We start from the raw sequence: 24,672 nt of genomic DNA, 5'->3' as shown, positions 1-24,672 counted from the left end.
TGATGGCAAGGCTTTCACCCCTTTTTAGCCAGAAAAAGTAGCCAAGTCCCACTAAAAAGTGGTGCCAATTTGAAGCTGAAGATTAAGTCCCTCATCATTCAAAGTACCTGTGGACAGCCTGGGAACCTCGATTAATGGTAGCCCATAATCCATTTGGAATCTAACCGTCGGAAATAGATCCCACCCTAATGATATTCCTGTACTGGCTAAGCTGTTAGGGTCTGCTGTCGGAAGGATGCTATTCCAAGTTGTCCCCCAATCAAAGAAAGGGGACACAGAAAGGTTGCCCCACTCTGCACTCCTGAAAATGGTATAGGGAAATTCGAGGCTCAGAGCGAGTCCCCTATCTCCAGAAAGAATATTGCGCCGATACCCCCGAACGGTTTCTACCCCCCCCAAGGGCAAATTGTTCCATAGAGGGCAAGGAATCTGGCGTGACTTGCCCTTGAAAACGGCTTAAGAAAATCCAATTATCGCTGAGTTTAATAGCATACTGAGCTTGCAGTTGCCAGGAAAAAAAGTCAGTGTTCAACAAATCACTCTCCGGTGATGCGCCCAACACTCCTAGTCCCAAACTCAACTGTGAACTAATCCCAAAAGAGGTTTCAGGCGTTCGACTCAAGAAAGAGGCAGACAACCTTAAGACCGATAAATTGAGGCGATTAGAGTCCCCAAACGTGGGGAAAGGGATAGTTTCAAAAATGAAATTTTCTGATTGACGTATATCTAAACTCACGTCAATATTCAATTCTTCATTAGGCTTTTTGATTAAGGGTTGCGTTACCCCCACTGAGAACGTAGAACTTTCCGTGACTAAACCCACATCTTCTAAAGGAGTTTCAACGATACGGGTGTCATCATCTCGATAATAAAGTCTTAGGGTTGTGTCATCAACATTAAGGGGAACAGTATAACTCGCAAATAATCGAGCCAGTCCTCTATCTTCTGTGAGTTTATACTCAAAATCTAGACGCTCTCCCCATCCCCAAACATTGAGGTTACTGCCATAAACACTCATTCCCACTGCCCCAATTTGGGGATTTTCCCAATTATCGGCTTTAATTCCTAACAGTATCTGCGGGGCTTCAACAATACGCACTAACAGGGTACTCTCCCCTTGAATAACCCCTGCCTCAAAATCAGCTTCGATGGTTTCAATCAGAGGATTTTGTTGTAGTAGTACCAGGGCTTCTTGAAGCTTAGTCATAGACAAAGGAGAACTCGCGGCTGCTTCTAGACGAGAACGGATATAGCTATCTTGGAGGTGAGACAAGCCTTCAATGGTAATTTTCACCAGTTTTCCTTCAATGGCCTGATAGGTGACTGTGGCGTTATTGATGTCTTGATCTAGAAGGACAAACCTAGACGTTGGGTATCCCGCGTTCCGATAAAGCGCAGTCAATTGGCGTTGCAATTCCAGAAGGGTTGGAAAATCCACTTCTCGATTAAGATAAGGTTTGATAATTTTATCCCAGTCTGATGAAGAAAAAACCGTGGAGTTTTCCACTGACACAGATCTTAAAATCAATCTTTCTTCGGTTGGCCTCTCAGAAGCCATTATAGGACTTCTAACCTTAGTCGAAATCAAGCTGATGAGTAGGAGGGAAAACATTGAGATCCAATACCGATTATTATCCATCAATGATGTATTTTTTGGGGAGATTCAATCAGATTTTTCTGGAGGAGGCTGCAAGTAGTCTCTGGCTTGCGATAAATAAAAAGAAGAAGGGAACAAAGCTTCAATTTCCCAAATTAAATCGAGGGCCCTTAAATATTTGCCGACAATTTCTTCTGGTTGACGATACCCTTTTGACGAGGGTTGTAAAAACCAATTTGCAACAGTTCCTTGAGATTTCCCTAAAAGAAAACTCAGCAATTGACAACAAGCCGTTCGATATCCTCTTTGATTCGGTTGTATTCCAGTTAATTGTGGAATCCATTTTTGACAAAATGTTTCTGGATCTAAAGGGTTCGTTAAATCATACATCATTGATGTGCAATTAGCCAAGGAGGTGTTTATTGAGCAGCATTGAATACTGTAGTTTCTCGGCTGGCAACAAATCAAATTTGTTGCTAGTCTTTATAAGGATCACAATTATGTACAACTTTAAATAATGAGGTTAATTCGACTTAGGTTTAATGGATAGCAGATCTTGACAATACTTCCCTTTCATGTATCTTGTTTAGTTTTTTTTGATCAAACACCAATATGGCCCGTCCGATTAAGATACTTTTTTGTCATTCAGACCCAGACTATATAGTTAACCTCTCCAATTTTTTAAATTTTCCGGCTAATTTAAGTCAAGAACTAAAAGAAAAATTAGAACAGGAACAGCCACGTTCCTTTGATTTTCATGGTGTTACTACCTACTATGAAGCTCTTAATTTATTAGTTAAAGCTAACTTAGAAGGACAACAAACTAGCGGTTATTACGGTCATTTACCCTTTGAGTTATTTGTTTGTGAAGTCAATCCCCCCCGATCTTCGACTCTTGGACAAAATGACACGGATGCTTGGGATATCCTCTCTCAGATCCACAAACTTGATCTCTGTTCCGCCGCTTTGCTTGAAAGATATGACCAGAAAGGAACCCTCACCGAAGATATTTATCGTCCACCCTTATGTGTAGTGGCGATGGTTGCCCCGAAAAACAAGACGTTAGATTTGGTCGAGCAATTATTATCAGTCCGAGTCACTGGCATTTTGCCTCTTCATTTACCAGTCGATGAACTACAGTCTCGATTAAAAGAGTGCTACCACAATTATTTTTGTGGTGTTAGTCAAATCCGCGTGACCTCGGACATTCAAAAATCCCGCAAAGGGGAACCAACGGCGGCGAGACAAATGCTGAGATGGAAAACTCTAGATGGACAGCAAGAATCTTTTCGTGGCGTTTGCTTAGAACAACTCCCCCTTAAAGGAACAGGCATCAACATTGAAGATTATCGGGGCAAAGTTAAAGAATTATTCTCTTCTCATTCAAAATTTCGAGAACTTTCTCTCAAGTTGATTCAACGGCGTTGCTCTCAATAAAGTTCCGGGTATGTAGTGTCACTTGATATTTTTTTGCAGTGTCTGTATACTAAGATTGAGGAAAAGCGGACAGGCTGCACACCTGTCTCACATCGACAAAATAATACCTAAAATGATAACACAAGCATTACAAGATCAGCCTAAAGTCAATATTCCAACCCGATCACACCCTAAAGCCGTCTCGCTCCACGAGTGCGACATCCCATCCTTAACCTCCAACATCAAAAACCAGATCAATTTTCTAGGACGAACCATAGTCGAAACACTGCTGAACCTCGCAGAAGATGCCTGGAAAATCTGGAATTACTACGTTGAAGTTGCCAAAACAGCGAATCCCAAACGGTACATCCGAAAAGCTCAAAGCCAGTTTAAGGAATGGCGACGCTCAACGGGGCATCCTCAGATCATTAAGATGGCCATGAACTTCTACCAATGGTTCTCCGCACTGCCCGAACCGTTCCAAGCAGAAGCCTTTGACATCACCCAGTGGAGCTTTTCCGCACTCAATCAACTGACCAAAATTCCCTTGAACATGGCGAGCTATGCGATCGCACAAGGGAAAGATGGGCTTAAACACACAGTCAAATCCATCAAATGTCTTTTCTCTGGCAGTGGCAAAAAGTATCTTGAATTGGGAAAAAGAGGCGAAGAAAATGACTGGCAATTAGTCACAGAAAAACTGAAGAAACTCAGCGAAGATGACCTCGTTGCCATTAAAAATTGTGCTGTTGAATTGGCTCAAAAAGCGCAACGCCCTCTATGTGAAGCTACAGGCCAAATTGAGCCTTGGACAGATGACATCATCGAAGCTCTTGGCGAACTTGAATACGATTACCATAAATTACTCAAACCCGAAAAGAAACAGTACACTCAAAGCCAGTTCCTCTCTCAACAACAATACTATGAAGACAAGTTAGTGGCTCAGAATGAGATAACTTCTCAACAATGGCTCAAACAAGAACAATACTATGAAGAAAAATTAGTTACACAAACCCAAAAAATTAACCAACTAGAGCAACAGTATCAATCAGAAATCACTGCCCTCAAGCAACAAATAGAAAACTTAACTAACCGCGAAACCTCTAACAATTCTGCGGTGGCAACCACAACGACAGTGCTTAATACAGAAAACCCAACTGAAGTGCAGCCAACGCAACCATCTCCAAAAACTGACAACCCTACTCGTCTGGCATCTCAGTTTATTCCCAATGCTCCTGTGGCGATTGTCAAAGACAATGAGATTGTTAATTATGGTAAGATGCTAAAAAAAGTTGGGGAGAAAATTCTGGTCAAATTGAACGATGGGTTGTCTGTTTCCTATCAACTTTCTCAGTTAGTTCTTGTCGATAAGCCTCAGAAATCAACTCAGAAAAAATCCTCGAAAAAATCTAAAGGCTTTGGCTACCCTGTTCAGCTAAAATTTACTTAATCTTCTGAGCATTAAGGATTCTTGTAGTAACTATGTCTAATTACATTGACATTCACGAATTTAGCACAGGAATTAATGTACAAGGCTCTCCTGATAACTGGATTTCTACAGGATTTACCGGGTATATGAACTCAACCTTATCAGAGATACCCTCGGCGGTTCAAAATGCAATTTCTAATCAATTATTTAAAGTTTCTGAAGGAGATTCCCACTCCAAACCAGCGATAATTGGTCGAGAAGTAAAAGAGCAAAAACAACCATGGTCAGTCATGGCAGTGGCGACGAGTGGTAAAGATGAATATGGACGTTCGGCGGCTTTTTATCGTTATTTTTTAACTGAAGGTTTGGGTGGGCTTTCTGATATCTTATGGTGGTATTTAACCGAGGTTAGTCAACCTGTATTTAATCCTTTTGATGTTCAAAAAGCCAATCAACCTCATCAGTACAAAATTAAGCAGAAAGTCAAAGAAAATATTTTATCAAAGCTCGAATTTAAAGCCTTATTAAATAGAGAAACATCAACATTGATCATTCCCTATAATTTAAACTGTGTCCCTCTGATTGTTAACGAATTAGGCAATAGAAGGAAACAGGAAAATAAATTAACAGCTTGGGCTTATAATGTAGGAGGAGTCAGGAAACCTTGGGATTTTCAGGTCATTTATCCCGCAAGTCATCAAGCACAAATTATCTTAGAAAAGAGTTTAGATAAGACGAAGCACTCTAAATCTGATTATGGGTTAGCTGTTTTCTTTGAATACATGGCTTTGGGAGATGTCTCGACTAAACTTTGTCAAAAATATGGGTTAAAGGTTAATTGGGGTAAAAAAGACCAATGGCGGTTTTTGAAATCTTCAGTAAAAATTTCCAGAAGATTAACGACGTGGGAGTCGTTAAAAAGAGCCATAAGATGATAGAGTTTAGTTAGGCTTTTTAATTGTTCTTAAAACCCTTGCTCCTAAAACCCCGTCTCAACAACGAGGTTTTTTTGTCCCATTTTCTGGAAATGACATTTCATTTATGGGTAAATTATTAATTAAATTAATTAGCCAAATCTCTTGATTTTTTGTCCACTATAAATTAGGATGTACTTAATGGGAACTATCCCATGACTCGACTCGTTTTACGGCTACAAACCCACCTCAATAGACTGTTGTTCTCTAATCTTTTTTGAGCCAAGTCTCATTCGAGTCCTCCCCCAATACTGCTCGGTTAAGGTGAAAAACGTTCTGGAAATCGGGGTGTGGGGAGTGTGGGAGGTGTGGGAGGATAGTGTTAATTTCTTCCCCATCTTCCCTTCTTCCCCATCTTCCCTCTCTTCCCACCCTTGTCTCAACTAACAATTATTTCTTAACCGAGTAGTATTAAGTCCTCCCCAAAGCTGCCCTTCGGGAATTTGGCGGCCCCATGCACGGGATTGAAGTTCCCGCGACAAGTGAGATCGCGGAGGGAATTTCCTCACCGACAAAATTTCTCTTTCCTCAGAGAAGATTTAGAGGTAAACTATAATTAGTCCCTGTCTCAACAGGCTTAACAATGAACACTCGGAGATTTTCAGACAATAGAGGCCCTTTATACCGCGAAACGCCGTCGGCATGGGGATGTTTGACAGCGTTTCATCTAGAGGGCTTCTTAAGTTGGATTTCTCTGGAACCTTCAAACACCAAAGGAGGTGACGAATGAGAGAGTAGGAAGCAATTAAATTTCCGTAGTGAATTAGCGTTGAAGCGCTAATCAGGTTTAACCGCGATATTTTTATCATAGTGTAAAATCGCGGTATAGGCAATCCTTTTGTCCAAATTTCCTAACACTACTGAAAAATAAGGGTTTGAGTCATCTCATCTTTGGCTCGAATTTAGAAGACTTTCTCTCTATCGTTGTCATTTCTTTTGGTGGTTCACCACACACATCAGGAGAAAACAATGGAATCGCAACAAAAATTAACGTTATCTCAACGGAGTCCCGTCCATCGATGGGGTGACCCAAAGATCTTGTCCACAAAAAAATGAGTTAGTCCCTGAATTTAATCACGGATAAATCATCGGTCATAGCTGCGCTCGTAGATTCAGCCTCGGACTCTCGATTTAATCGAAATCTTTGATTAGTCTATCTTGGCCCTTTTGAGATAGGCACAGGGGTTATTGTCGCTTTTTGTCCGAGAAAAAAAGAATAAAGTGGCGATCTTCATAGTTATGACCGAGGCTTCTGCCTCGGAAGGCAGGAGTGGAAAGGCAGGAGGCAGGTATTGAGAGTAAACAAAGAAAACAAGCTGGAGAAAGAACAATGACCATTACAAATCAATTAATCAACGGATTACGTCGCATTGCTGCCACTAACGTAGAATTACCTCTGGTTCCCCTAAACAACAACAAACAGCCATTGGGGGACGGGTGGCAACATCGTCCCTTTAGTGCCACCCAACTCATTGAAGCCATTGAAAACGGCGGGGTTACAGTCCCCATTAAAGGAAAGTCCAAAAAAATTCAACTGCAAGGGTTTGGGTTACTCACGGGTCGTCCCATCACTGTTAATGATGAAATTTACTACATCATGGCCGTTGACCAAGACGGGCCAAGTGTCATTGAAAAAATTAAGGAGTTATCAAGTGGTGAAGGTTTACCCAAAACCGTCGCCTTTACTTCCGGTCGTCCAGGACGCTGCCAGTATTTATTCCTAGTCCCAGAAACCTTTAAAGACGCGATTCGCACGAAGAAAATTAAAGCAGGGACATCAGGGGAAGATGGTAAAGCGGAATTACTAGAACTGCGGTGGCATAATTTGCAGTCAGTTTTGCCGCCTTCTGTGCATCCGATGACAGGACAATATCACTGGGTAGAAGGGTGTGCCATTGATCAAGGGTCGATGGCGATCGCACCTGATTGGATTTTAGAACTTATGTTGATCGACGAATCAGAGCAACAACACGAATTACCGTTAAGAGAAGTAGCCACAACTGCCCATTACAGTGATGTGGCTCCTAAACAATCCCAATTACCACGACACCCTGACCAGATTGTAGTTCCCGTTCCCCTCTCAGTCCCCTTATTAGACTGTTGCCGTAAATCCGTCAGGGAGTGGGTGGCCACAGGAGTCCCCGAAGGTTCTGGCCGCAATGATACCGCGATTAATGTAAGCTTAGAATTAATTGCCGTTGAGCGACATTTACAGTCCATTGGTCAAGCTTACAGTGATTCAGCACAGCAATTATTTCATGAATTCTGTCAACGTAGCGGTATGACAGCAGCAGAAGAAGACGAACGGTTTAAATGGTGCCATGAGAAAAACCCATCCCCAAGCTGTGGTAATGATGGCATAGCCGCTTGTATCAGGGGCTGGTATTGGCGAGAAGTTGTTAAACCAGATCGTAGCATTCGGGTTAAACCAAAACTTATTTGCTCAAATAATAAGTCCAGTCCAAATGGAAAAACACATTCAAAATTTGAGGACAAACAGGGGAGTGACACTGGTGACACAACAGGAAAGAGTGACGGTTCAAAGCAAGTTATACTCAACCTTAGCCAGACTGTCACCAGTGTCACCGCACTGCTCGAAAAGGGTTTAGTTGACTATGAAGAAAGACATTATCTAGATATAATATTCGGACAATCCCAAGTTAGTCGTACTGCTTTTTGGCAATTAGTTTCATCCCTACGTTGTGGGTTTGATGAAATAACTGGACAAGATCGCCAACGACTAAGTAACCTGATTGAAGGAAACCACAAAACCTTAAATCTCGCTCAATTGCTGCCCAAACCCCTAGCAGATGCCATGAATCATGACGGGGAGATTCTCAATATAGATCCAGTCACTCTTTTGCAATATTTATTACCCGCCCTGTTATCCTTGGTGGGCAAAAGGATCAACCTTGACATGGGGTCACATCAGATTCCCGCCATCTTATGGACTTGCATTGTGGGGGAATCTGGCACCGGGAAAAGTCGGGGGGAAAAAGTAATCTTAGATCCCCTCAAAAAATTACAGCACGCCGAATCTAAACGGTTTAAAGAGGCACTAGCTGAGTACAAAGAACTAGAAAAAATGTGTTCAAAAGATGAGCCATCTCCCCCACCTCCCACCCCACAAAGAAAATATATATTTGAAGTGGCCACCATTCAAGCAGTGATGCGAAGATTATCGGAGCAGGGCTTAAATGGCTCTCTCTGGGCCAGAGATGAGATTGCCGGACTATTTAAGTCACTCAACCAATTTAAGACCTCTGGCGGGGAAAATGAAGGGCTAGAATGTTTACTAAAAATGTGGGATGGAGACGGCTCCTTTGTGGATCGGGTCAAGGCTGATGAGGACTCCTATAGTATGGAGACAACCCGTTTAAGTATTGCCGGAGGCATACAACCAGGAGCCTTTCGAGATGCCTTTAAACGCCCGGATGACCCCCAAGGACTGCAAGCTCGTATCCTCTATGCTACACCCCAAGTTAAACCAGCTAAGCGCATTAAAGGCAATTTATACCTCAATGATCTTCTCCCCGCCTTTTATCAATGGTTAGACCAGTTAGCATCAGGGTCGGTCAAACTCTCCTCGGACGCTGATGCTCTTTATAGTCAACTGGTAGAATATATTGGGATTGAAGCGGAAAAAAGTCCCAATGCCGCCATCCGAGCCTGGATGAGAAAATTATCGCCTCAACTGTTAAGAATTGCCTTAGCCCTTCATTTTATTGATTGTTATTGGGAACGTGACCGCAATCAAAAGGAAATACAAATTGATACCTTAGAACGAGCTTGGGTCGCTTGTGGCTATTATCGCAGTTGCTTTGAAGTGGTAACAGAGAAAGCCAACGATAGTGATGACATTAGTAGTATTTTCCTCAAAATCTATGATTTCTCCTTAAAACATCCCGAAGGTTTAACCCCAAGAGCTATCTATCGTAAAGTAAAAGAATTAGAGCGACGTGCCAAAGAATTAGGGCGAGACGTGGGAGCCTATACCATTGAAATGCTAGGGCAACTGGTTCATCTCGGTCAAGGGGTCTTAGAAAAGAAAGGGCGGTTCTATAAATTTTTTGCCAAGGTAAAAACTTGCATGAATTCTAATTTTCCTGGTGTGGTGACAGAGGCGATACCAGAGCTAACCCAGTCACCGTCTGTCCTAGAGGTGTCCCTCCAGGACTCGGTGTCACCAGTGACAGTCAACATTGAAACAGTCACTAGGCGTATGATGGGGGATTCAAACCCGCCATCAACGCAGACCACTAATTTGCCTCAGATGATCAATTATCAGTTAACAGTTGAAACAGATTTAGTGGGGGACTCAGATCTAAAGGAAAATACACTGGTGACTGGTGAGCAGTCATTGGTGACTGGAGTTGACCAGTCTTTTTGCAATGATAGTCCATCAGTTATCGCGGAGCTTGAAGTCATTCCTCCTTCGTCACAAGTCACACATAACGAGATCAACAGCGAGTTTCAACGGTTACTCAAAATACTTGATGAGTTGGAAAATCAAGCAGTCAACCAGACTGAGGATGAGTGGATGACTTTATACGAAGAAAGCCAAGCCCTTGTCCTTTCTTGTCCATCTTTAGACGAGATTTGCCCTGATTACTGGACGAGATTCATGGCCACCTTTAATCAATGCACGGAACCCGCCTCGCCACCGCCTCCCACCTTAAACGAACTAAAAGCCTTGATGTTGGCCTGTGAAACCTGGACGCAACTTAAGCATCTCCAAAAAGAACACGGTGCAAAGGCTAAAGCTGCTTACAAAGAATTAACCAGTGAGCAACAAATTAAAGTTGATGGTATCACTGCCACCGCTATTTCCCATGATGTTTATAAATATGTGGGGCCGCAAGAAAAGCTACAGGGGCAAATCCTTGAACCTGGGGCCTTGGTTTACATTGACCCCACAAAATCTACAAAATCTCGTCGTTGGGTTTCTGTCTGGTTGCTACAAGGCATTGAACTTGGCTGGCGATGCGCTATCCGTGTTAGTCGTGACTGCCTACAGTTCGTTGAAAAAGTTGTGTCGGATGGACTTGATGCCGTTGAGGGCCATCAGGGGAATTTACTTGATGACTTAAGTTAAAGTTCTGTTCCGAACCAACTCGTTCTCTGTTATATTGTGTCTAAAGAATCAACTCTGCTCTGAACTTTTAATGGTCAATTCTTTGGTAAAATAGAAGATGTTGCTATTGAGTTTTTCTCAGATGTCTTCAAGGCAATTGGTACTGTTTAAACCCGTAGAAAAGCCCTTATTATTCTCAGCTAGAGGATTCATCTTTGCCAGTTTTCGTCCTAATTGCAAGACGGATAAAAGAGTCTTTTTAGAAGGTACTCTAACGACTAAAGATGGCCAGACATTGCCCGCATCAATCCTGTTATCTAAGTGGCAAAGGTTTCTACAAACGGAAGGGTTTAACCCAAATAAAGATACTTATTGGCGGATTTATTTTAGAACAACTAAATCCGGCATCATCACTAAAGTTCAATTAACCAGTGACCTAAAAAATCTGAATTTTCCCGTTTTAATTAATTTTGAAGGGGAAGAAATTGAAGATTTCAGAGATTTGTTTCAAATTAGAGGACGACTTCAAACTATAGAAGAAAAAACCTTCTCCTTAAGAATAGAACGGAACGAAGTACCCCCCGTAGGTAAAGAAGATCATCCCTCATGGCAACCCTTTTATCTTACCATCCAAGGAAACTTACCCCCATTCGCAACTTCCGAACAATTCTGGGAAATTCTCTGCACTAGAAACAAAGATTATCTAAGCTTAAAACAAGGGACATTAATCACAGATGAAATGGTAAAAGCTTGGGAGCCAAGAACTTTAACTAATGACAAAAAACCACGAACCCAAAAGCAAAAAACGCCGAGAAATAACACCGAAAAATCTGCTAATTTAACGTCAGAAACTAGCTCTAAAGTCCATCAAGAACAACTTAGAAAAGAGAGTCCAATTATCATGCTTAATGGCAAACAACCCGAAATGACTGTCAAGTTTACTGAAAAACCAGAGCTACCAACAGAAGGCAAAAAAATTACCTTAGAAATAACAGGAGAAAACGGCATTGTTGTCAAAGCTGAAGTTAATCGTAAAACCTTAGCCAAGCAAGTTGAAAAGATGGACAGTTTCGAGGGTTGGATAGCTGCTTTATCAGGGAAAGTTACCGAGATTTCTCCTGATGGTGTGGTGATTTTAGAAGGGGCAAATGTTCAAGTTTTTGAGAGAAAGCAGAAGACTAATCCATTAGAAAAAGAGGCTCAAAATGCCGAATCAGTCGCTTGATTTTTCTTTTAATTTAGGTCAGAGTAATGTGGCCAATCTTCCAAGACACCATTAAGCATTAATGTGTTTGTGTCTACAAAAGTTTTCCAGTGGTATTTCTCAAAATCTTCGGCATTAAAGTCACCATACAGTTCGAGCAAGGAACTGATCACCAATAGTTAATTAATTAGATTAGAAGTCTGATAACGCTGAACTAGAGTGGGTGTCTGATGTTTTAATAGGTCTAGTAAGTCTAATACTGTTAATTTTGGCTTTGTTTTCCCTTTTACTTGGGTTCTTAAAACATTGACCATTGTTTCTGGCGATAAATCAAATAAGGAAGTTAAAAATGTGTCGGCACTTTGCGCTTCTATTCTAAATTGGGTTAAGGAAGACGCAGGAAAATGTTTTAAGTTATCGGTGACAATAACTTGTGCTTTAGCAATTAAGGCCGCCGCTAAAACATGGCGGTCGCCCTCGTGATTATCCATACAAGGAATTAATTTAGGTGTGATTTGGATCATGGCTTCGGGAAAAGCTTTATTGAGCAGTTTTTCAAGGGAATCTGCTTTTTGATGGGTTATTCTTTCATCTTTGATCAGATTACGAAATGCACCTTTTAAAATTTCTTCTGTCCAATGAGGTTGATAAAGTCCGGCTTCGGCAGCACACAGAAGGGTATCTCGTAAATACATGGGATAAAGCACACAGGAGTCAAGAATAACAGCAAAAACAGCCATTTATTCTTTCTCCTGACTATCGGATGCTTCGGCTTCATAAAACCCTAATTCTTGACTCGCTTCGATTAACTCCGCTAAGGTTTGTCGGCGATCCCTATCTCTTTTGGCTTTATATGCTAAGATGTCTTCGACTTTAATTCTTCTATGAGTTCCAATCAAGATATAGGGAAATTCTTGGTTATCTAAGAGAGTATAAAGGTAAGGACGGGAAATATTGAGCAAATTAGCAGCTTCTTGGCTGGTAAGATAATGATCTTGAGGAACGAGAGTAACACCTTTTCCTTGAGCAAGTAAGGACGTTACTTGACGTAAAATTTGATAAATTGACTCTGGCAAGAAGACTTCTTCGCCATCTACTCCCACTAGCTTGGGATGGGCATTTTCTAAGAGGGTTTCTAGGCGCAAAAGGTCTGGATTCTCCAGGTTAGCCTCAAATACGGGTAAATTTGACTCTTTGACTTTTTCTTTCATTGTTCTGATTTTCTGTTTAACTGTAATAAGTGTAACAGACAAGTCTTTAAGTGGTGATCTTAGAATGTGCAAATGTTCAAGTTTTTGAGAGAAAGCAGAAGACTAACCCAGAAGAAAATGAGGTTCAAAATGCAGAATCTGTTGCCTAATGTTGGCTCAACAAACACTTTTAAAAATTCCACAACTCCTGGGGATTTCAACCATCGAATAAAACAGAATTTATCTGGATAAAACGGTTGATTTAGGCAGGATACCATCCATCTTCAAGTATTTGTTCAAAACTAAACGGACAAGTATCTGGGAATTTGAACTCAAATCCTTTGGCTTTCCCATGACGTTCCATTAAATTAACAGCACTCAGATAAGCTCTAGGAATAGCGGACTTAATTTTATCATAATAATGTGGCGAATCTTCTAAGACTCCATTAAGCATTAATCGGTTAGTATCTACAAAAGTTTTCCAGTGGTATTTCTCAAAATCTTCGGCATTAAAGTCGCCATAAAGTTCGAGCAAAGAACTGATCACCATGACTAAATGATGATCAATCCAATACTTTGGATAGTCTAAATCTGCCGCTAAATTGTCCCAGTCAAGTGCGTCAACATCTCGATTTTTTAAGGCGGCAATCTGTTGGTCTGACCACAGGTTGTAATCTTCGTCGTATAAGTTACTCGTCATGTTTTTCCTCCGTTAAAAGAAGGGTGCAAAAATTTTATCTAATAATTGTGGTTCAATTCCCATTCCATTATCTTTTAGGTTAACCACAATAAATTCTTTTTCGTATTGCCATTAATTGGGTAAAATATTCCTTAAGACTTTGGCCGTTTCAACTAATCTTTGATTCGTCAAACTTTCTAAGTATTCATTGAAAGTAAAAGGAGGATTTTTTAAGGTATCTTTGTGTTGGGTAGCTGCTTGAATAATTGCCTTTTCATCGATGTCGATTAATTCTAAAATAAACTCATCTGGGCTAATGGCCTCTAGTTGATGATTTTTGAGAATAGAGAAAGGAAAATCTTTGAGATTAAAAGTAATAATCAAGGAAGCTTTAGCCTTAATTGCCGTTGCCAGTATGTGACGATCATTGGGATCAGGAAGTGTTAGAGTAGGGATTAAATATTCATAATTGTTTACCAGTGCATCTCTGACATGGCGATTCATTAAGTCCTTAGTACGATTCAGTTGGGCCAAAGTTAAATCAGGACGATTTTTGAGAACATTTGAAATCCATTCTTGGTGAATTTTCTCTGTCCATTTAGCCTGGAATAAACCAGAGAGTGCTAACCACATCAACAAATCTCGTAAAGGAGCCGGATATAAAACACAAGCGTCATAAACAACAATTAATTGACTCACCATTTTTCTATTAGTTTTAATAGCCCATTTTTAACTCTTGTGCTTGTGCCGTTAATTCGGCTAAAGTTTCTCGTCTTTGAGCATCAACATTTTCTTGATAAGCCATTACATCTTGGTAGAGAATACGACGACGGACTCCGACTTTACGAAAAGGAATTTTTCCGGATTCAAGTAAATCAACTAGATAAGGACGAGAAACGTTAAGAATTGAAGCGGCTTCTGTAGTTGTTAATTCTTGTTTGATGGGAACTATTTTTATCTTATTTCCTTGGGCAATCTGGTGTAAAATCTCAGTTAACTGAGGTAAAATATTACTAGGTATCGTGATAGTTTGTTCCTCATTAATTTTAAGTTCACAAGTTGGATAATTCGGAGAAATTGAAGCAAGAAGTTGACTAGATTTTTGAGCAATTTCTTCTACATTTGGAGGGAGAGATACTGTCATAATGGTTTCAAGTTATTCACTCTCCTATTCTAACTCAAAATGAACGAAATAGACGAAATGAACGAAATAAACAAAAAAAACTCAAACGTTGAAATAGCGATCGCCGTCTAACCTGCATTATTCATGAAGAAAAAAAGAAAGCCCAAAAAATCAAAAATGAGCATCAAGAGGGATTTTCTGTTAAATCGCTATCTCTAACCTAATTATTTCATTAAATCTAACAACTCAGAGGTAGACATTTTACCACTAACATCAGTACCTGAAAGTAAACTATCAGCCAAATCCCGTTTCTGATGATGTAATTGAACAATTTTTTCCTCAATCGTATCTTTAACCACTAAACGATAGACAGTAACCGGACGAGTTTGACCAATACGATAAGCACGATCTGTTGCCTGATCTTCAACCGCAGGATTCCACCAAGGATCTAAATGAATCACATAATCAGCAGCCGTTAAATTTAACCCCGTACCCCCCGCTTTTAAACTGATTAAAAACACATCCCCTTCCCCTGACTGAAAAGCTTGGACACGCTGTTGTCTTTCTTTCATGGGGGTACTACCATCTAAATATTGATAAGAAATATTCTCCTGTTCAAGATAGTTTTTCACAATAGTTAAATGGTCAACAAATTGACTAAAAACTAAAGCCTTATGACGATTATCTCGTAACTCATCAATCACCTCTTTAAACAACTCTAATTTAGAACTATTCAAGGCAGTATCAGGCAAAATTAAACTCGGATTACAACAACAACGACGCAATCTCATCAAAGCCGCTAAGACTTGTAAATGTTTTTGTCCCCCCTTATCTTCACTATCAGTTAATTGTTCAAGAGCTTCTCTTCTCAAAACTTCATAAAGAGCCATTTCTTCAGGACTTAATTCCACATATAAAATCGTTTCAGTGCGAGGGGGTAACTCTGATAAAACTTGAGTTTTAGTTCGACGTAAAATAAAAGGTTGAATTAAGCGTTTTAATTGTTGATGAATCAGTTTATGATCTGACTTATCAATGGGGCTAACAAAACGTTGATTAAAATGCTGTAAAGAACCCAATAAACCAGGATTAATAAAGCGAAATAAAGTCCATAATTCTCCTAAATGATTTTCAATAGGAGTTCCCGTTGTAATTAACTTAAAATTCCCTTGTAAAGTCATAGCAGCTTGGGAACGTTTAGTCGTAATATTTTTAATAAACTGAGCTTCATCTAACACAATATTTTCCCAAGTAACTTTTGCCAACATTTCCGACACCGTTTCTTGTTGTAATAAACCATAACTACAAATTAAGACATCAAAGGGTTGTAAATTATCTAAAATTTCCTGACGATTACCACTGCCAAATAAAATAAGATTAAGAGTAGGAGCAAATTTTACTGCTTCATTAATCCAATTAAAACAAACCGAAGTAGGGGCAATAATTAAAGTAGAGCCAAGATTAGCGCGAGTCAGAATTACCGCCAAAGCTTGAATGGTTTTGCCTAACCCCATATCATCAGCTAAACAAGCACCAACCCCCCAAAAAGATAAACGAGCTAACCAATTAAAACCCTCTAATTGATAGTCTCTTAATTCCCCTTGAAACGTCCCAGGAAGACGAGGAATAAACTCAGTCATCTTTTGAATTCTTTGACAATGTTCCAGCCATTTTTGGTCAGCCTTTAAATCTTGAATTTCCGAGAAAAAATCTTGTAAAGCTAAGGTAGATAAATGATGAAGTTTGCGTCCTTTTTTTTGTTTTTCAGAAAAGAGACGAAATTCGTCTAAGCGTTGACGAAAAGTGTCAGTCAAGGCTAAAAACTGTCCATCACCAAGGGGAAGAAAACGCCCAGGACTTTTCTCTAATAAGTCTAGAAGTTGTTGTAATTCTAATACCAAACTTTCATCTAATTTTAATTCTCCTGTCACTTCAAACCAATCTTCTTTGCCGTTAATATTTAACTTTAGCTGGGCAAAACTAGCGGCATTTGTCACCTTAAAAGTTTCCCCTTCCGGCCATTCAATCACCACTTGTTCCTTGCATTCTTGTAATTGTAGGAGCAATTCTAAACAGTCTTCAGGGTCATCAAATTCCCAGAGATTTGTGAGATTATTTTGAGCATTTAAAGAAGGACAATTATTAATAAGAGACTCAACTAATTTTTTTTCTTGTTTGAGATTACGAGTGGTTTGATAACGTTTACCATCGATTTCAGCAATGACGGTTTCTCCACCACTTCCAGGCTGATAAAAAGACTTTCCTTGACCAAAAGGACACACCATAATTCTGACGCTTAAGCCTTCTAGGTTGGGTAATAATTGAAGATGAGGGATAGGTTGAGCTTCCACTTCAATCGCATCAACAATATCTCCTCCAATATCAGAATGAACTGTTAATAAACTAGAGATAGTATTGATAGCAGCTAAGACTTGTTCTTGAGCAGAAATGGGGATTCTTAATTGATTCTTTTTACCTAAAATTTTAGCAATTTGTTGATAGTCTGGAGTAATGATTAAGACTTTGACAAGATTTAGAGTCTCTTGCCAAACCAGGGGAGAATCAACTTGATAAAGAGGGGGCGAAAGTTTTAATGTTAACTCTTTTTTACTACTTTTTTTGACTAATAATTCAGGGGTTGCTTTGACAATTTCAACTTTAGTTTGAGGAGAATTCTCCCAAAAAATGAAAGGATGTCCAATTAATTCGATAATGGCTTCTTCATCGAAAATATATTCTACATCCCCATAATAACCACTGTCACGAACATTGATTTTAGCACAGGTTTTTAAATCTTGAGGTGTTAGATAATCAAATTCTCCAGTCGTTCTGGCTAAGCGTTTTAAAGCAATAGGACGACCTTGACTCCACCCTCCTTGTTTTGTCACAATTTGTTCTTTTGGTTTTAATGACCAACTCTTTTGGTATAAGCTTAAAAACCAGGCTAAGCGTTTGGAAGGTTGAGGACTATTGACCGGAGGTGTCTGGTTGCGATTAAAATTAATTAAAGCATTTAAACTGAGTTGCCAAGGTTCTTCTAATTGGATGAGTTCAACTAGGGGAATTGAGTTTTTAGGAGGAATTAATTGGTTGATATATCTCTTACTTGTTGTTTCTGGTTCAAGACGTAATAGCAGTTGTCCGGCTTCCCATGCCAACCAATAATAACCTGCATGATAAGTTTGATTAAAAAAGTTATTTAATAATTTCGGCAAACGATTTTTAGCGACTTCTGGATTTAACCAATAACAACAAAAATAAGTTAATAACGAAGCAATACTATAATTTGTTGGTAAGTAATTTGTATCCCAATCATTTTGGACTGATACATCTCCTGATACCAGGGATATGACTTGCTCTAAATATTGGTAAGCTGTTTTATTTGATGAGAGAATTTTTCCCTGTTGCACTACAATAGTAATAGCCTCTTCTGCTAATTTTAGGGACTCGGATGTCTGGTCTTTAATCAATGCTAAAATAAAGAAAAGTCCCGCGAAGTGGTCAAAATAAATCTTGCGTTTTCTCGTTAGTTGCTTAAAGCCTTTAAGTGCGTTTTTATAAGCATTTATTGACTCTTGATAGTTGCCTTGAATGAAATAAATTAAGCCGAAATATAGTGAGAGTAAGTAATAGCGTTCTGGAGAAAGGGAAATGGAGTTTAATTGTTGTTCTGCTGCTTCTAGTCGATTTCTGATAATGAGTTGTTCAATCAACAGTAATTGTAAAGAATCTGAACTTTCTTTGATTTCTCCGGCACAGGTTTTCTCTAATAACTCAAAAAAGTCATCTACGGGGTTTAAACTTACAAATTCCTTCGTGATAATACTAATTAAACTCTGTTCATATAGGAGTTGAGGTAAACGACAAAACCATTCTTCGTCAAAGGGGTTAGTGAAAACTAATTCCATAACGGTTTCTAGAGAAAAATCATTCTTATAGTGTTGGTCTTTATAGTCTTTTATCTGTTCTTCAATAAACTCTAAATCCTGACCGTAAATCCCAATCCTGATTTCTCTAATCAGTTGTTGTTCGCTGTCAAACTGCCGATTTTGATTGCCCCAAGAGCGTCGTTTAATGGGAATTTTTTCAGCAATAATACTAACCAATTGTTCAAAAGTATTTTGTTTAATACTATCTCTGGTCGCTATTTCCACAATCAGGGGATTACAAATCAGCTTTTTTTCCTCAGATTCGACCAATAAACGTCTTTTTAATAAATGATCAATCAGAACTTTTAAGGTTTTATTATTGTAGGCTTTTCCTTGTTCATCTTTATGGCCTGTCCCTTGAAAACATTCTAGAAAAGCGGTGCGGGTAATTGGCTCATAAATGATGGATAATAATTGGATAATTTGTTGATTTATCGCGGTTTCTTTCTCATAGATTTCGCTTAATTTTTGACGCATTTTAGCAGAATCATTAGGCATAAGGCAAGACTTTTATAAATTGTTTTTAGGCAGTTTAGCCGCATTCACCTCCAGCAAAACACCCATTAGGTTTATTTTAGGTTAAGAGAAGCCCCAATGCTGCTCAACTTTTTCCTGAAGTTGTCTTAACTGGGTTTGCAGGTCTTGTATTTGTGTCATCAGTTCCACCACCAAGGTAGTTAGTGGCGGTTGGTTCTGTCTCTTTTTCGGTTGACCGCCACTAACTTCTTTTTCTAAAGAATCAAGCTGTCTAAGTAATTGCTGGAGTTGATTTCGCCTTGTGATAGCCATAAGCATTTTTTTGTACTCCTTGCTATGGGATGAACCCAGATACTTAACCATTTTGCCTCTCACTTTGCCTTTAGTACGAGAGGGGTCAGCCTTCATCAAACGATAGTAGGTATACTTTTTGCCGTTCTTGTTGACGTTATAGCTTGTAATCCAAGTATTCTGGGGAGCAATCTCCCCAGAACCTTTAATTTGGGCAATTTTTACTTTAAGTTCGAGTTCAGTGGCCATGAGAAAAAGTAGTTAGTGGCGGTTATTTATAATATAAACCGCCACTAACCAAATCGTCAAGGGTTAATCGTGATTACCTCCAATTTTTTTAATCGTTACTTGGGGCAAGCTGTGGCCTAGTATTTTCGGACTTAAACTAAAATAGTAGATATTTCAAAGAAACTAGGATAATTAAAATGGCTGTAGCAACCCTCGAAAAATGTGCTTGTCCGAAGTGTTCCTGTTCCGTCTCCCTTGAGTCGGCTGTCAAAAAACTCCGGATGCTTTATTGTAGCGTCGCTTGTGCCGAGGGACATCCTGATGGCACAGGCTGTGGTCATCCTAACTGCCACTGTCACGAATAAGCTCAATCCCCAATTATTAGGGCTTTTCCCCCTGTTTTTCAAGGGTTTGCGCCGTCTGTCCAAACAAGATTTTTCGACTTTCTTCTGTAATTGTCGGACGACTGGTAAAAGGTTGAGCTTTTGAGTAAGCTTTGATGAGGGCCGGTCGCTTTTGCATTGTCTCAAACCATCGCTTTAAATGGGGAAAATCTTCTAGGTTTTGTTGCTGTCTTTCATGAGGCACAATCCAAGGATAGCAAGCCATATCAGCGATTGAATATTCTCCCGCGATATATTCTTTTCCCTCTAATTGCCGATTTAATACCCCATAAAGCCGATTTGTCTCCTTGACATAGCGTTCGATAGCATAAGGAATCTTTTCGGGAGCATATTGACTAAAATGGTGATTCTGTCCTGCCATCGGTCCCAGTCCTCCCATTTGCCAAAATAGCCACTCTAGAACGGTTTTTCGTTTGCGCTCTTCAGACGGAAGAAAAAGACCCGTTTTTTGTCCCAGATACCATAAAATCGCCCCTGACTCAAACACAGAAATCGGCTCTCCTCCATCTGTTGGGGCTTGATCGATGATGGCGGGCATCCGATTATTCGGAGAAATTTTGAGAAAATCGGGCTGAAATTGCTCCCCTGTTCCAATATTAACGGGAATAATTTTATATTCTAGACCCGTTTCTTCGAGAAAAATGGTAATTTTGTGACCGTTAGGAGTTGGCCAGTAGTAAAGTTTAATCATGATTTAGATGGCTCCATTCAAAAATGTACAATAGACAATTATCGAGAACCGCCGAAGGGAGAGGAACAGAATAAATAGTGAAGTAGATAAGTATTCGTGCAAAATTAATTTGCTAGTTGAGAGAGGCAACAGACAACGCCACATCTGGCAACATCAGAGGAATACAGGGATTTTAGTCGTGTTTTAAAATGTGTAATTAATTTTGCTTAGGCACTTATCTTAACCATAACTTATTATATTATCTGTAACATTTCTCTCTTTATCATTTCCCCAGAAACTGCGCCACTTGTTTCTGGTGATAAAGCTCTCGATTCTATCCGTTGAAAATGCTCAATTTCCCTTAGATGAGTTGGGGCTGATTTTAAGTTACTGACTTCCATTAATACCATGTCTTTGTACATTGGAACTGTCGGAGAAATTTTAGAGAGAAATATTTCTGCTAACTGATTTTTTTCAATGGCAAAGTCTAACTGCTTTAAGAATGAATCTCTTTTGTTGGGACGGACTGTTACTAAATACCAGTTCACTGATTTTACGGCAATTACGGATTAAATTAATGTTGTTTAAGCTTAAACAACTGTTTCCTGATTATAGCAGAATATTGAAATAATGGAAAAAATACAATCATCTACTCCAATTAAAATCAAGGATTCAGTTTTTTACTCATCCAGTTCTGATGATTATCTAAATAATAAATGTGTCGATGATGAGGCTTTTTTTGTAATTCTAGATGATCAACTTTATCTGGTTCAAATAGTAATAGACAAAAATTAGCTAAAGGCTGATTTTTGCAAGGTGGTAATTGAGAAAAGATAGAATTATTGTCAACAAAAGGCTCTTGACAACTTGGCCAAGTAAATTGTTGTCTAGCTGAGTCAGAAAGTTGTTGCCAAAGAGCAATTCTTGCCTCTTGGTTAGGAGAGTTTTCTGTAAGAATTGTTAATTGTCCCGTCAAACGAAATTGTTCACGAGTTCGAGGAAAATACCAACAGATTTCCCCCCAAGGTTGCTCGGAAATTTGGGTGATTTTGGAGCTACGACTATCGGTTATCATTTGAAGTTGATTCGTCTGATCTAAAAAGCCACGAAAGACAACAGTACGATTGGCGGGTTTTCCCTCAAGGGTTACGGTAGCTAATTGAAGATAGCGACTCGAAGGTTGACTACGATTACGGTGAAGAGAAGCAGATAAAAGGGTTCGCCAAGGAGCTAAATTATCATTCATAGGGCTTGGATATTGTTGAAGATTAAAATTCAGTATTATTTTCACCAGTTTAACTTAATCCCTTAATCATTAGTTATTTATTGCTCCTAGTTTCTTCTGTTTAGGACAATTTTTTTTTGTATAATCAATAATAAAAATAAGAAACAATAATTCTAGTCCCTTTTAAAGTTAGGCAATAATCGAACAATTGTAGCCATGAAAATCAAGCAAAGACGAGGGTTTTTGAGCATCGAGGCGGAGCTTCTTTCGGCGTTGCTGATTGTGGGTATGATTTCTATTTACTTGCGGTGCAGCCGCACTCCCTTCAGGAGACCGCTAAACTCTTAAGTGATCAATATTTCAGATTATTGAATTTTTATTTTTATACCTCGATTAAGCAACGCCCTTCTTTCTAACGGTGTGGGATATATCGAGCGAGGGGTGTTAATATCTCACGAATCCATAGTTCCTTATGAAGATATTCCTGAGCAAATTATTCGAGTTTGGAATCCTTCCCGTCTCTATTTAATGATCTGTTTATTTTTTGTGTTCTTGCTCTTTTTCCAGCTTTACGGCTTCTTCTTTCGGGATAATGTTACTTGGCAAACTCTTGTTCGGAGCGGAGTCTGGTTTTCAATGGCTTCTTTTGGGACATGGATGCAAAGCCCCAAGTACATTGGATATTATGCCCACGGAAACGGGGTACTCTTTTTTGATACTCAAGGAAAAGATAACCCAAGGGAGTTTCTGCAAAGACTTCAGGAAATTCGTGCAGTATATTTGAGAAAACGTTACGGAACTTTACAAGACACTCAAGTGACTCGTGAAGATCAAGATAACATCGAACGCTCAAATGGTAATCTTCTCAATTAGGGATATTGGGGGGTTTTTCTAAACATAAGATTCCTTTTCTCTCCGCCCAAAAAACTGCCACTTATAAATTTCTAGGTTGATGAGAAGGCAGAGTTTCGACAAATATTTTTGTCTTTGGATAATCAAACAGATTTTAACTGCATTTTAACTCAGATCTTGCACCTAATCAGATCTTGTGCTTAATGTTGAAAACCCGATTTAGAGGCAAATGGCAACGAAGTCATGCTTGGTTTCAGCCCCTGAAAATGGGGTTTTCTGACCTTTTTGGTAATGGTGCAAGATCTGAGTTTAACTTATCTTATCATAATAATACTAAACATAATTTCTATATTTTTTAGTTTAAGTTTCTTAATTAATTGCTAAACTTTTTGCTAGAATTAACGGCAATTATTCTCTCTCCAATTGACAGCTAAAGCTCTAATTTCGTTAATTTCCTCAGCTTTGAGTCGATTTAGATGTCCTAAAACAAAATTCATCCGCCCAAGGGATTTAATTTGCTCTTGATGACGGTCAAGAAAATCCCAATAAAAAAAGTTAAAAGGACAGGCTTTTTCTCCTATTTTTTGCTTATAATCATAGACGCAGTTTCCACAATAATCACTCATTTTATTAAGATAATTAGCCGAAGATGCGTAAGGTTTAGAGCCTAAAATTCCTCCGTCTGCAAACTGCCCCATTCCTATAACATTAGGAACCATTACCCAATCATAGGCATCCACAAAAGCCGCCTGAAACCAAGACTCAATTTTTTGGGGGGAAACACCGACAATTAAGGCAAAATTACTCAGCACCATTAATCGCTGAATATGATGAGCATAGCCTGTTTTTTCCACTTGATTGAGAACTTGATGCAGACAGTTCATATCGGTTTGAGAACTCTGCCAATAAAAATTAGGTAGGGACCCATTATGATTAAACCAATTACTTTCTCGATAATCTTCATCAACATAATGATAAATACCGTTCATATATTCGCGCCATCCTAACACCTGACGAATAAATCCCTCAACGCTATTTAAGTCTAAGTTATTCTCAAAATAAGCTAATTGTGCTGCTTCAATCACTTCAATTGGGGTAAGTAATCCTAAATTAAGATAGGGAGAAATCAGACTATGCCACAGAGAATTCTCTCCTGTTATCATGGCATCTTGATAAGGGCCAAATGTGGGCAAACATTGCCTTATAAAATGCTCTAAAATTGTCTTTGCATTCGAGCGACTTACCCCCCATTTGAAAGGTTCTATTTCTCCATAACTCGTCCAAGAAAGTGCTTTTATTTCCTCAATAACTGAATTAGTAATCTCATCGGGTTCAAACCACAATACTTGAGGTGTTTTGAGTTTGCCTTTAGGGGGTTGACGATTTTGTTGATCAAAATTCCATTTCCCTCCGATGGGTTTATTCTCCTCAACTAAAATATTAAATCGTTTGCGTCCTTCTCGGTAAAAATCTTCTAATAATAGACGCTTGCGAGAGTTAGCCCATTCCTTAAATTCTGTTACACTCCAGAGGAAATGATTATTAGGAATAAGATTAATTGAACAGCCAAGTTGTAAATTATTAATTAACTGAGTAAAAGGACGATCATTGGGACTCATGATTCGTACTTCATCAATCCTATTTTCCTTAATCCAGTTTAATAAAGCGGTTTCAAAGTCATCACTAATCGAGTAGGTAACAAGCCATCCTGTTGAGCGTAACTCCGCCGCAAAATGGCGCATTGCTGACCAAACTAAAACTAATTTTTGGCGATGGTAGGGTCGCTTTTGAGCATAATTGTGTGACTCAATTATGATAACTGGTGTGTTTATTTTTTCGTGTTCACAGCTATTAAGTGCTGCTTGTCCCATCCAAAGTTGATCGCCTAAAACCCAAATACCCGTTCTCAT

General features: G+C 39.2%; 21 protein-coding genes. 7 read left to right on the top strand and 14 right to left on the bottom strand.

The genetic code is table 11. From position 1 onward, the window contains the following. Nucleotides 1–51: 51 nt before the first annotated feature. The 3 genes from VB691_RS25930 to VB691_RS25505 all read right to left on the bottom strand — a co-directional run bounded on the left by VB691_RS25930 (nt 52) and on the right by VB691_RS25505 (nt 1,990). Nucleotides 52–399 carry a BamA/TamA family outer membrane protein gene (locus VB691_RS25930; RefSeq protein WP_416245550.1) on the bottom strand — a complete coding sequence of 116 codons (348 nt, stop codon included), beginning with the start codon at nt 397–399 and terminating at the stop codon, nt 52–54. Beyond that, entirely contained in the window at nt 344–1,558 is a 1,215-nt protein-coding gene (locus tag VB691_RS25510; protein ID WP_323294341.1) for a ShlB/FhaC/HecB family hemolysin secretion/activation protein, read from the bottom strand. The genes VB691_RS25930 and VB691_RS25510 overlap by 56 nt, the downstream gene beginning before the upstream one ends. A 105-nt stretch (nt 1,559–1,663) precedes the next feature. Further along, the gene (locus tag VB691_RS25505) at nt 1,664–1,990 is read right to left on the bottom strand and encodes a hypothetical protein (protein WP_323294340.1); all 327 of its coding nucleotides are present in this window, start codon (nt 1,988–1,990) and stop codon (nt 1,664–1,666) included. 219 nt (nt 1,991–2,209) lie between these two features. Between VB691_RS25505 and VB691_RS25500 the strand changes: the two genes are divergently transcribed. The 5 genes from VB691_RS25500 (at nt 2,210) to VB691_RS25480 (ending at nt 11,715) form a co-directional block, all read left to right on the top strand. Continuing rightward, nucleotides 2,210–3,034: a hypothetical protein gene (locus VB691_RS25500; protein WP_323294339.1), complete on the top strand. Its 825-nt coding sequence runs from the start codon at nt 2,210–2,212 to the stop codon at nt 3,032–3,034. A 112-nt stretch (nt 3,035–3,146) separates the two neighbouring features. Next, nucleotides 3,147–4,463, top strand: coding sequence for a hypothetical protein (locus VB691_RS25495; RefSeq protein ID WP_323294338.1), 1,317 nt, complete (start codon nt 3,147–3,149; stop codon nt 4,461–4,463). Between the two features lie 32 nt (nt 4,464–4,495). Beyond that, nucleotides 4,496–5,377 (top strand): hypothetical protein, encoded by an 882-nt coding sequence (locus VB691_RS25490; RefSeq protein ID WP_323294337.1) that lies wholly within the window; start codon nt 4,496–4,498, stop codon nt 5,375–5,377. A gap of 1,369 nt (nt 5,378–6,746) precedes the next feature. Further along, nucleotides 6,747–10,511: a DUF3987 domain-containing protein gene (locus tag VB691_RS25485; RefSeq protein ID WP_323294336.1), complete on the top strand. Its 3,765-nt coding sequence runs from the start codon at nt 6,747–6,749 to the stop codon at nt 10,509–10,511. Nucleotides 10,512–10,632: 121 nt separating this feature from the next. After that, nucleotides 10,633–11,715 carry a hypothetical protein gene (locus tag VB691_RS25480; protein ID WP_323294335.1) on the top strand — a complete coding sequence of 361 codons (1,083 nt, stop codon included), beginning with the start codon at nt 10,633–10,635 and terminating at the stop codon, nt 11,713–11,715. Between the two features lie 158 nt (nt 11,716–11,873). On the opposite strand, the gene VB691_RS25475 is transcribed toward VB691_RS25480, so the two are convergent. The 7 genes from VB691_RS25475 to VB691_RS25445 form a co-directional block, all read right to left on the bottom strand. After that, nucleotides 11,874–12,434 carry a PIN domain-containing protein gene (locus VB691_RS25475; protein ID WP_323294334.1) on the bottom strand — a complete coding sequence of 187 codons (561 nt, stop codon included), beginning with the start codon at nt 12,432–12,434 and terminating at the stop codon, nt 11,874–11,876. Further along, the gene (locus tag VB691_RS25470) at nt 12,435–12,905 is read right to left on the bottom strand and encodes a helix-turn-helix domain-containing protein (RefSeq protein WP_323294333.1); all 471 of its coding nucleotides are present in this window, start codon (nt 12,903–12,905) and stop codon (nt 12,435–12,437) included. It abuts the gene before it with no gap. Nucleotides 12,906–13,146: 241 nt separating this feature from the next. Next, nucleotides 13,147–13,584, bottom strand: a complete 438-nt coding sequence (locus tag VB691_RS25465; RefSeq protein ID WP_323294332.1) for a DUF29 domain-containing protein — start codon at nt 13,582–13,584, stop codon at nt 13,147–13,149. Between the two features lie 111 nt (nt 13,585–13,695). Further along, entirely contained in the window at nt 13,696–14,265 is a 570-nt protein-coding gene (locus VB691_RS25460) for a PIN domain-containing protein (protein WP_323294331.1), read from the bottom strand. 13 nt (nt 14,266–14,278) lie between these two features. After that, entirely contained in the window at nt 14,279–14,707 is a 429-nt protein-coding gene (locus VB691_RS25455) for an excisionase family DNA-binding protein (RefSeq protein WP_323294330.1), read from the bottom strand. A 203-nt stretch (nt 14,708–14,910) separates the two neighbouring features. Further along, nucleotides 14,911–19,113 carry a DEAD/DEAH box helicase gene (locus tag VB691_RS25450; RefSeq protein ID WP_323294329.1) on the bottom strand — a complete coding sequence of 1,401 codons (4,203 nt, stop codon included), beginning with the start codon at nt 19,111–19,113 and terminating at the stop codon, nt 14,911–14,913. A gap of 81 nt (nt 19,114–19,194) precedes the next feature. After that, nucleotides 19,195–19,632: a hypothetical protein gene (locus VB691_RS25445; protein WP_323294328.1), complete on the bottom strand. Its 438-nt coding sequence runs from the start codon at nt 19,630–19,632 to the stop codon at nt 19,195–19,197. Nucleotides 19,633–19,808: 176 nt separating this feature from the next. Between VB691_RS25445 and VB691_RS25440 the strand changes: the two genes are divergently transcribed. Next, a complete protein-coding gene (locus VB691_RS25440) occupies nt 19,809–19,976 on the top strand; it encodes a metallothionein (RefSeq protein ID WP_323294327.1) in 168 nt (55 codons plus the stop codon). 16 nt (nt 19,977–19,992) lie between these two features. Here the strand turns inward: VB691_RS25440 and VB691_RS25435 are convergent, their stop codons facing one another. The 3 genes from VB691_RS25435 to VB691_RS25425 all read right to left on the bottom strand — a co-directional run bounded on the left by VB691_RS25435 (nt 19,993) and on the right by VB691_RS25425 (nt 21,931). Beyond that, entirely contained in the window at nt 19,993–20,706 is a 714-nt protein-coding gene (locus VB691_RS25435; RefSeq protein ID WP_323294326.1) for a glutathione binding-like protein, read from the bottom strand. A 233-nt stretch (nt 20,707–20,939) separates the two neighbouring features. Continuing rightward, a complete protein-coding gene (locus VB691_RS25430; protein WP_323294325.1) occupies nt 20,940–21,233 on the bottom strand; it encodes a hypothetical protein in 294 nt (97 codons plus the stop codon). A 116-nt stretch (nt 21,234–21,349) separates the two neighbouring features. Continuing rightward, nucleotides 21,350–21,931, bottom strand: a complete 582-nt coding sequence (locus tag VB691_RS25425; RefSeq protein ID WP_323294324.1) for an Npun_F5749 family FMN-dependent PPOX-type flavoprotein — start codon at nt 21,929–21,931, stop codon at nt 21,350–21,352. 420 nt (nt 21,932–22,351) lie between these two features. Between VB691_RS25425 and VB691_RS25420 the strand changes: the two genes are divergently transcribed. After that, the gene (locus VB691_RS25420; RefSeq protein ID WP_323294323.1) at nt 22,352–22,783 is read left to right on the top strand and encodes a hypothetical protein; all 432 of its coding nucleotides are present in this window, start codon (nt 22,352–22,354) and stop codon (nt 22,781–22,783) included. A gap of 377 nt (nt 22,784–23,160) precedes the next feature. On the opposite strand, the gene VB691_RS25415 is transcribed toward VB691_RS25420, so the two are convergent. Next, nucleotides 23,161–24,672: a cryptochrome/photolyase family protein gene (locus VB691_RS25415; RefSeq protein WP_323294322.1), complete on the bottom strand. Its 1,512-nt coding sequence runs from the start codon at nt 24,670–24,672 to the stop codon at nt 23,161–23,163.

It is taken from the genome of Crocosphaera sp. XPORK-15E (assembly GCF_034931425.1).
Classification (GTDB): Bacteria; Cyanobacteriota; Cyanobacteriia; order Cyanobacteriales; family Microcystaceae; genus UHCC-0190.
This window is presented reverse-complemented; position numbering and strand designations above follow the sequence as displayed.

Coding starts and splice junctions, on each gene's coding strand:
- VB691_RS25460 (WP_323294331.1), bottom strand. CDS start 14,265: ATGGTGAGTCAATTAATTGTTGTTTATGACGCTTGTGTTTTATATCCG.
- VB691_RS25480 (WP_323294335.1), top strand. CDS start 10,633: ATGTCTTCAAGGCAATTGGTACTGTTTAAACCCGTAGAAAAGCCCTTA.
- VB691_RS25445 (WP_323294328.1), bottom strand. CDS start 19,632: ATGGCCACTGAACTCGAACTTAAAGTAAAAATTGCCCAAATTAAAGGT.
- VB691_RS25455 (WP_323294330.1), bottom strand. CDS start 14,707: ATGACAGTATCTCTCCCTCCAAATGTAGAAGAAATTGCTCAAAAATCT.
- VB691_RS25435 (WP_323294326.1), bottom strand. CDS start 20,706: ATGATTAAACTTTACTACTGGCCAACTCCTAACGGTCACAAAATTACC.
- VB691_RS25440 (WP_323294327.1), top strand. CDS start 19,809: ATGGCTGTAGCAACCCTCGAAAAATGTGCTTGTCCGAAGTGTTCCTGT.
- VB691_RS25495 (WP_323294338.1), top strand. CDS start 3,147: ATGATAACACAAGCATTACAAGATCAGCCTAAAGTCAATATTCCAACC.
- VB691_RS25485 (WP_323294336.1), top strand. CDS start 6,747: ATGACCATTACAAATCAATTAATCAACGGATTACGTCGCATTGCTGCC.
- VB691_RS25505 (WP_323294340.1), bottom strand. CDS start 1,990: ATGATGTATGATTTAACGAACCCTTTAGATCCAGAAACATTTTGTCAA.
- VB691_RS25465 (WP_323294332.1), bottom strand. CDS start 13,584: ATGACGAGTAACTTATACGACGAAGATTACAACCTGTGGTCAGACCAA.
- VB691_RS25500 (WP_323294339.1), top strand. CDS start 2,210: ATGGCCCGTCCGATTAAGATACTTTTTTGTCATTCAGACCCAGACTAT.
- VB691_RS25425 (WP_323294324.1), bottom strand. CDS start 21,931: ATGAATGATAATTTAGCTCCTTGGCGAACCCTTTTATCTGCTTCTCTT.
- VB691_RS25475 (WP_323294334.1), bottom strand. CDS start 12,434: ATGGCTGTTTTTGCTGTTATTCTTGACTCCTGTGTGCTTTATCCCATG.
- VB691_RS25510 (WP_323294341.1), bottom strand. CDS start 1,558: ATGGCTTCTGAGAGGCCAACCGAAGAAAGATTGATTTTAAGATCTGTG.
- VB691_RS25450 (WP_323294329.1), bottom strand. CDS start 19,113: ATGCCTAATGATTCTGCTAAAATGCGTCAAAAATTAAGCGAAATCTAT.
- VB691_RS25470 (WP_323294333.1), bottom strand. CDS start 12,905: ATGAAAGAAAAAGTCAAAGAGTCAAATTTACCCGTATTTGAGGCTAAC.
- VB691_RS25490 (WP_323294337.1), top strand. CDS start 4,496: ATGTCTAATTACATTGACATTCACGAATTTAGCACAGGAATTAATGTA.
- VB691_RS25415 (WP_323294322.1), bottom strand. CDS start 24,672: ATGAGAACGGGTATTTGGGTTTTAGGCGATCAACTTTGGATGGGACAA.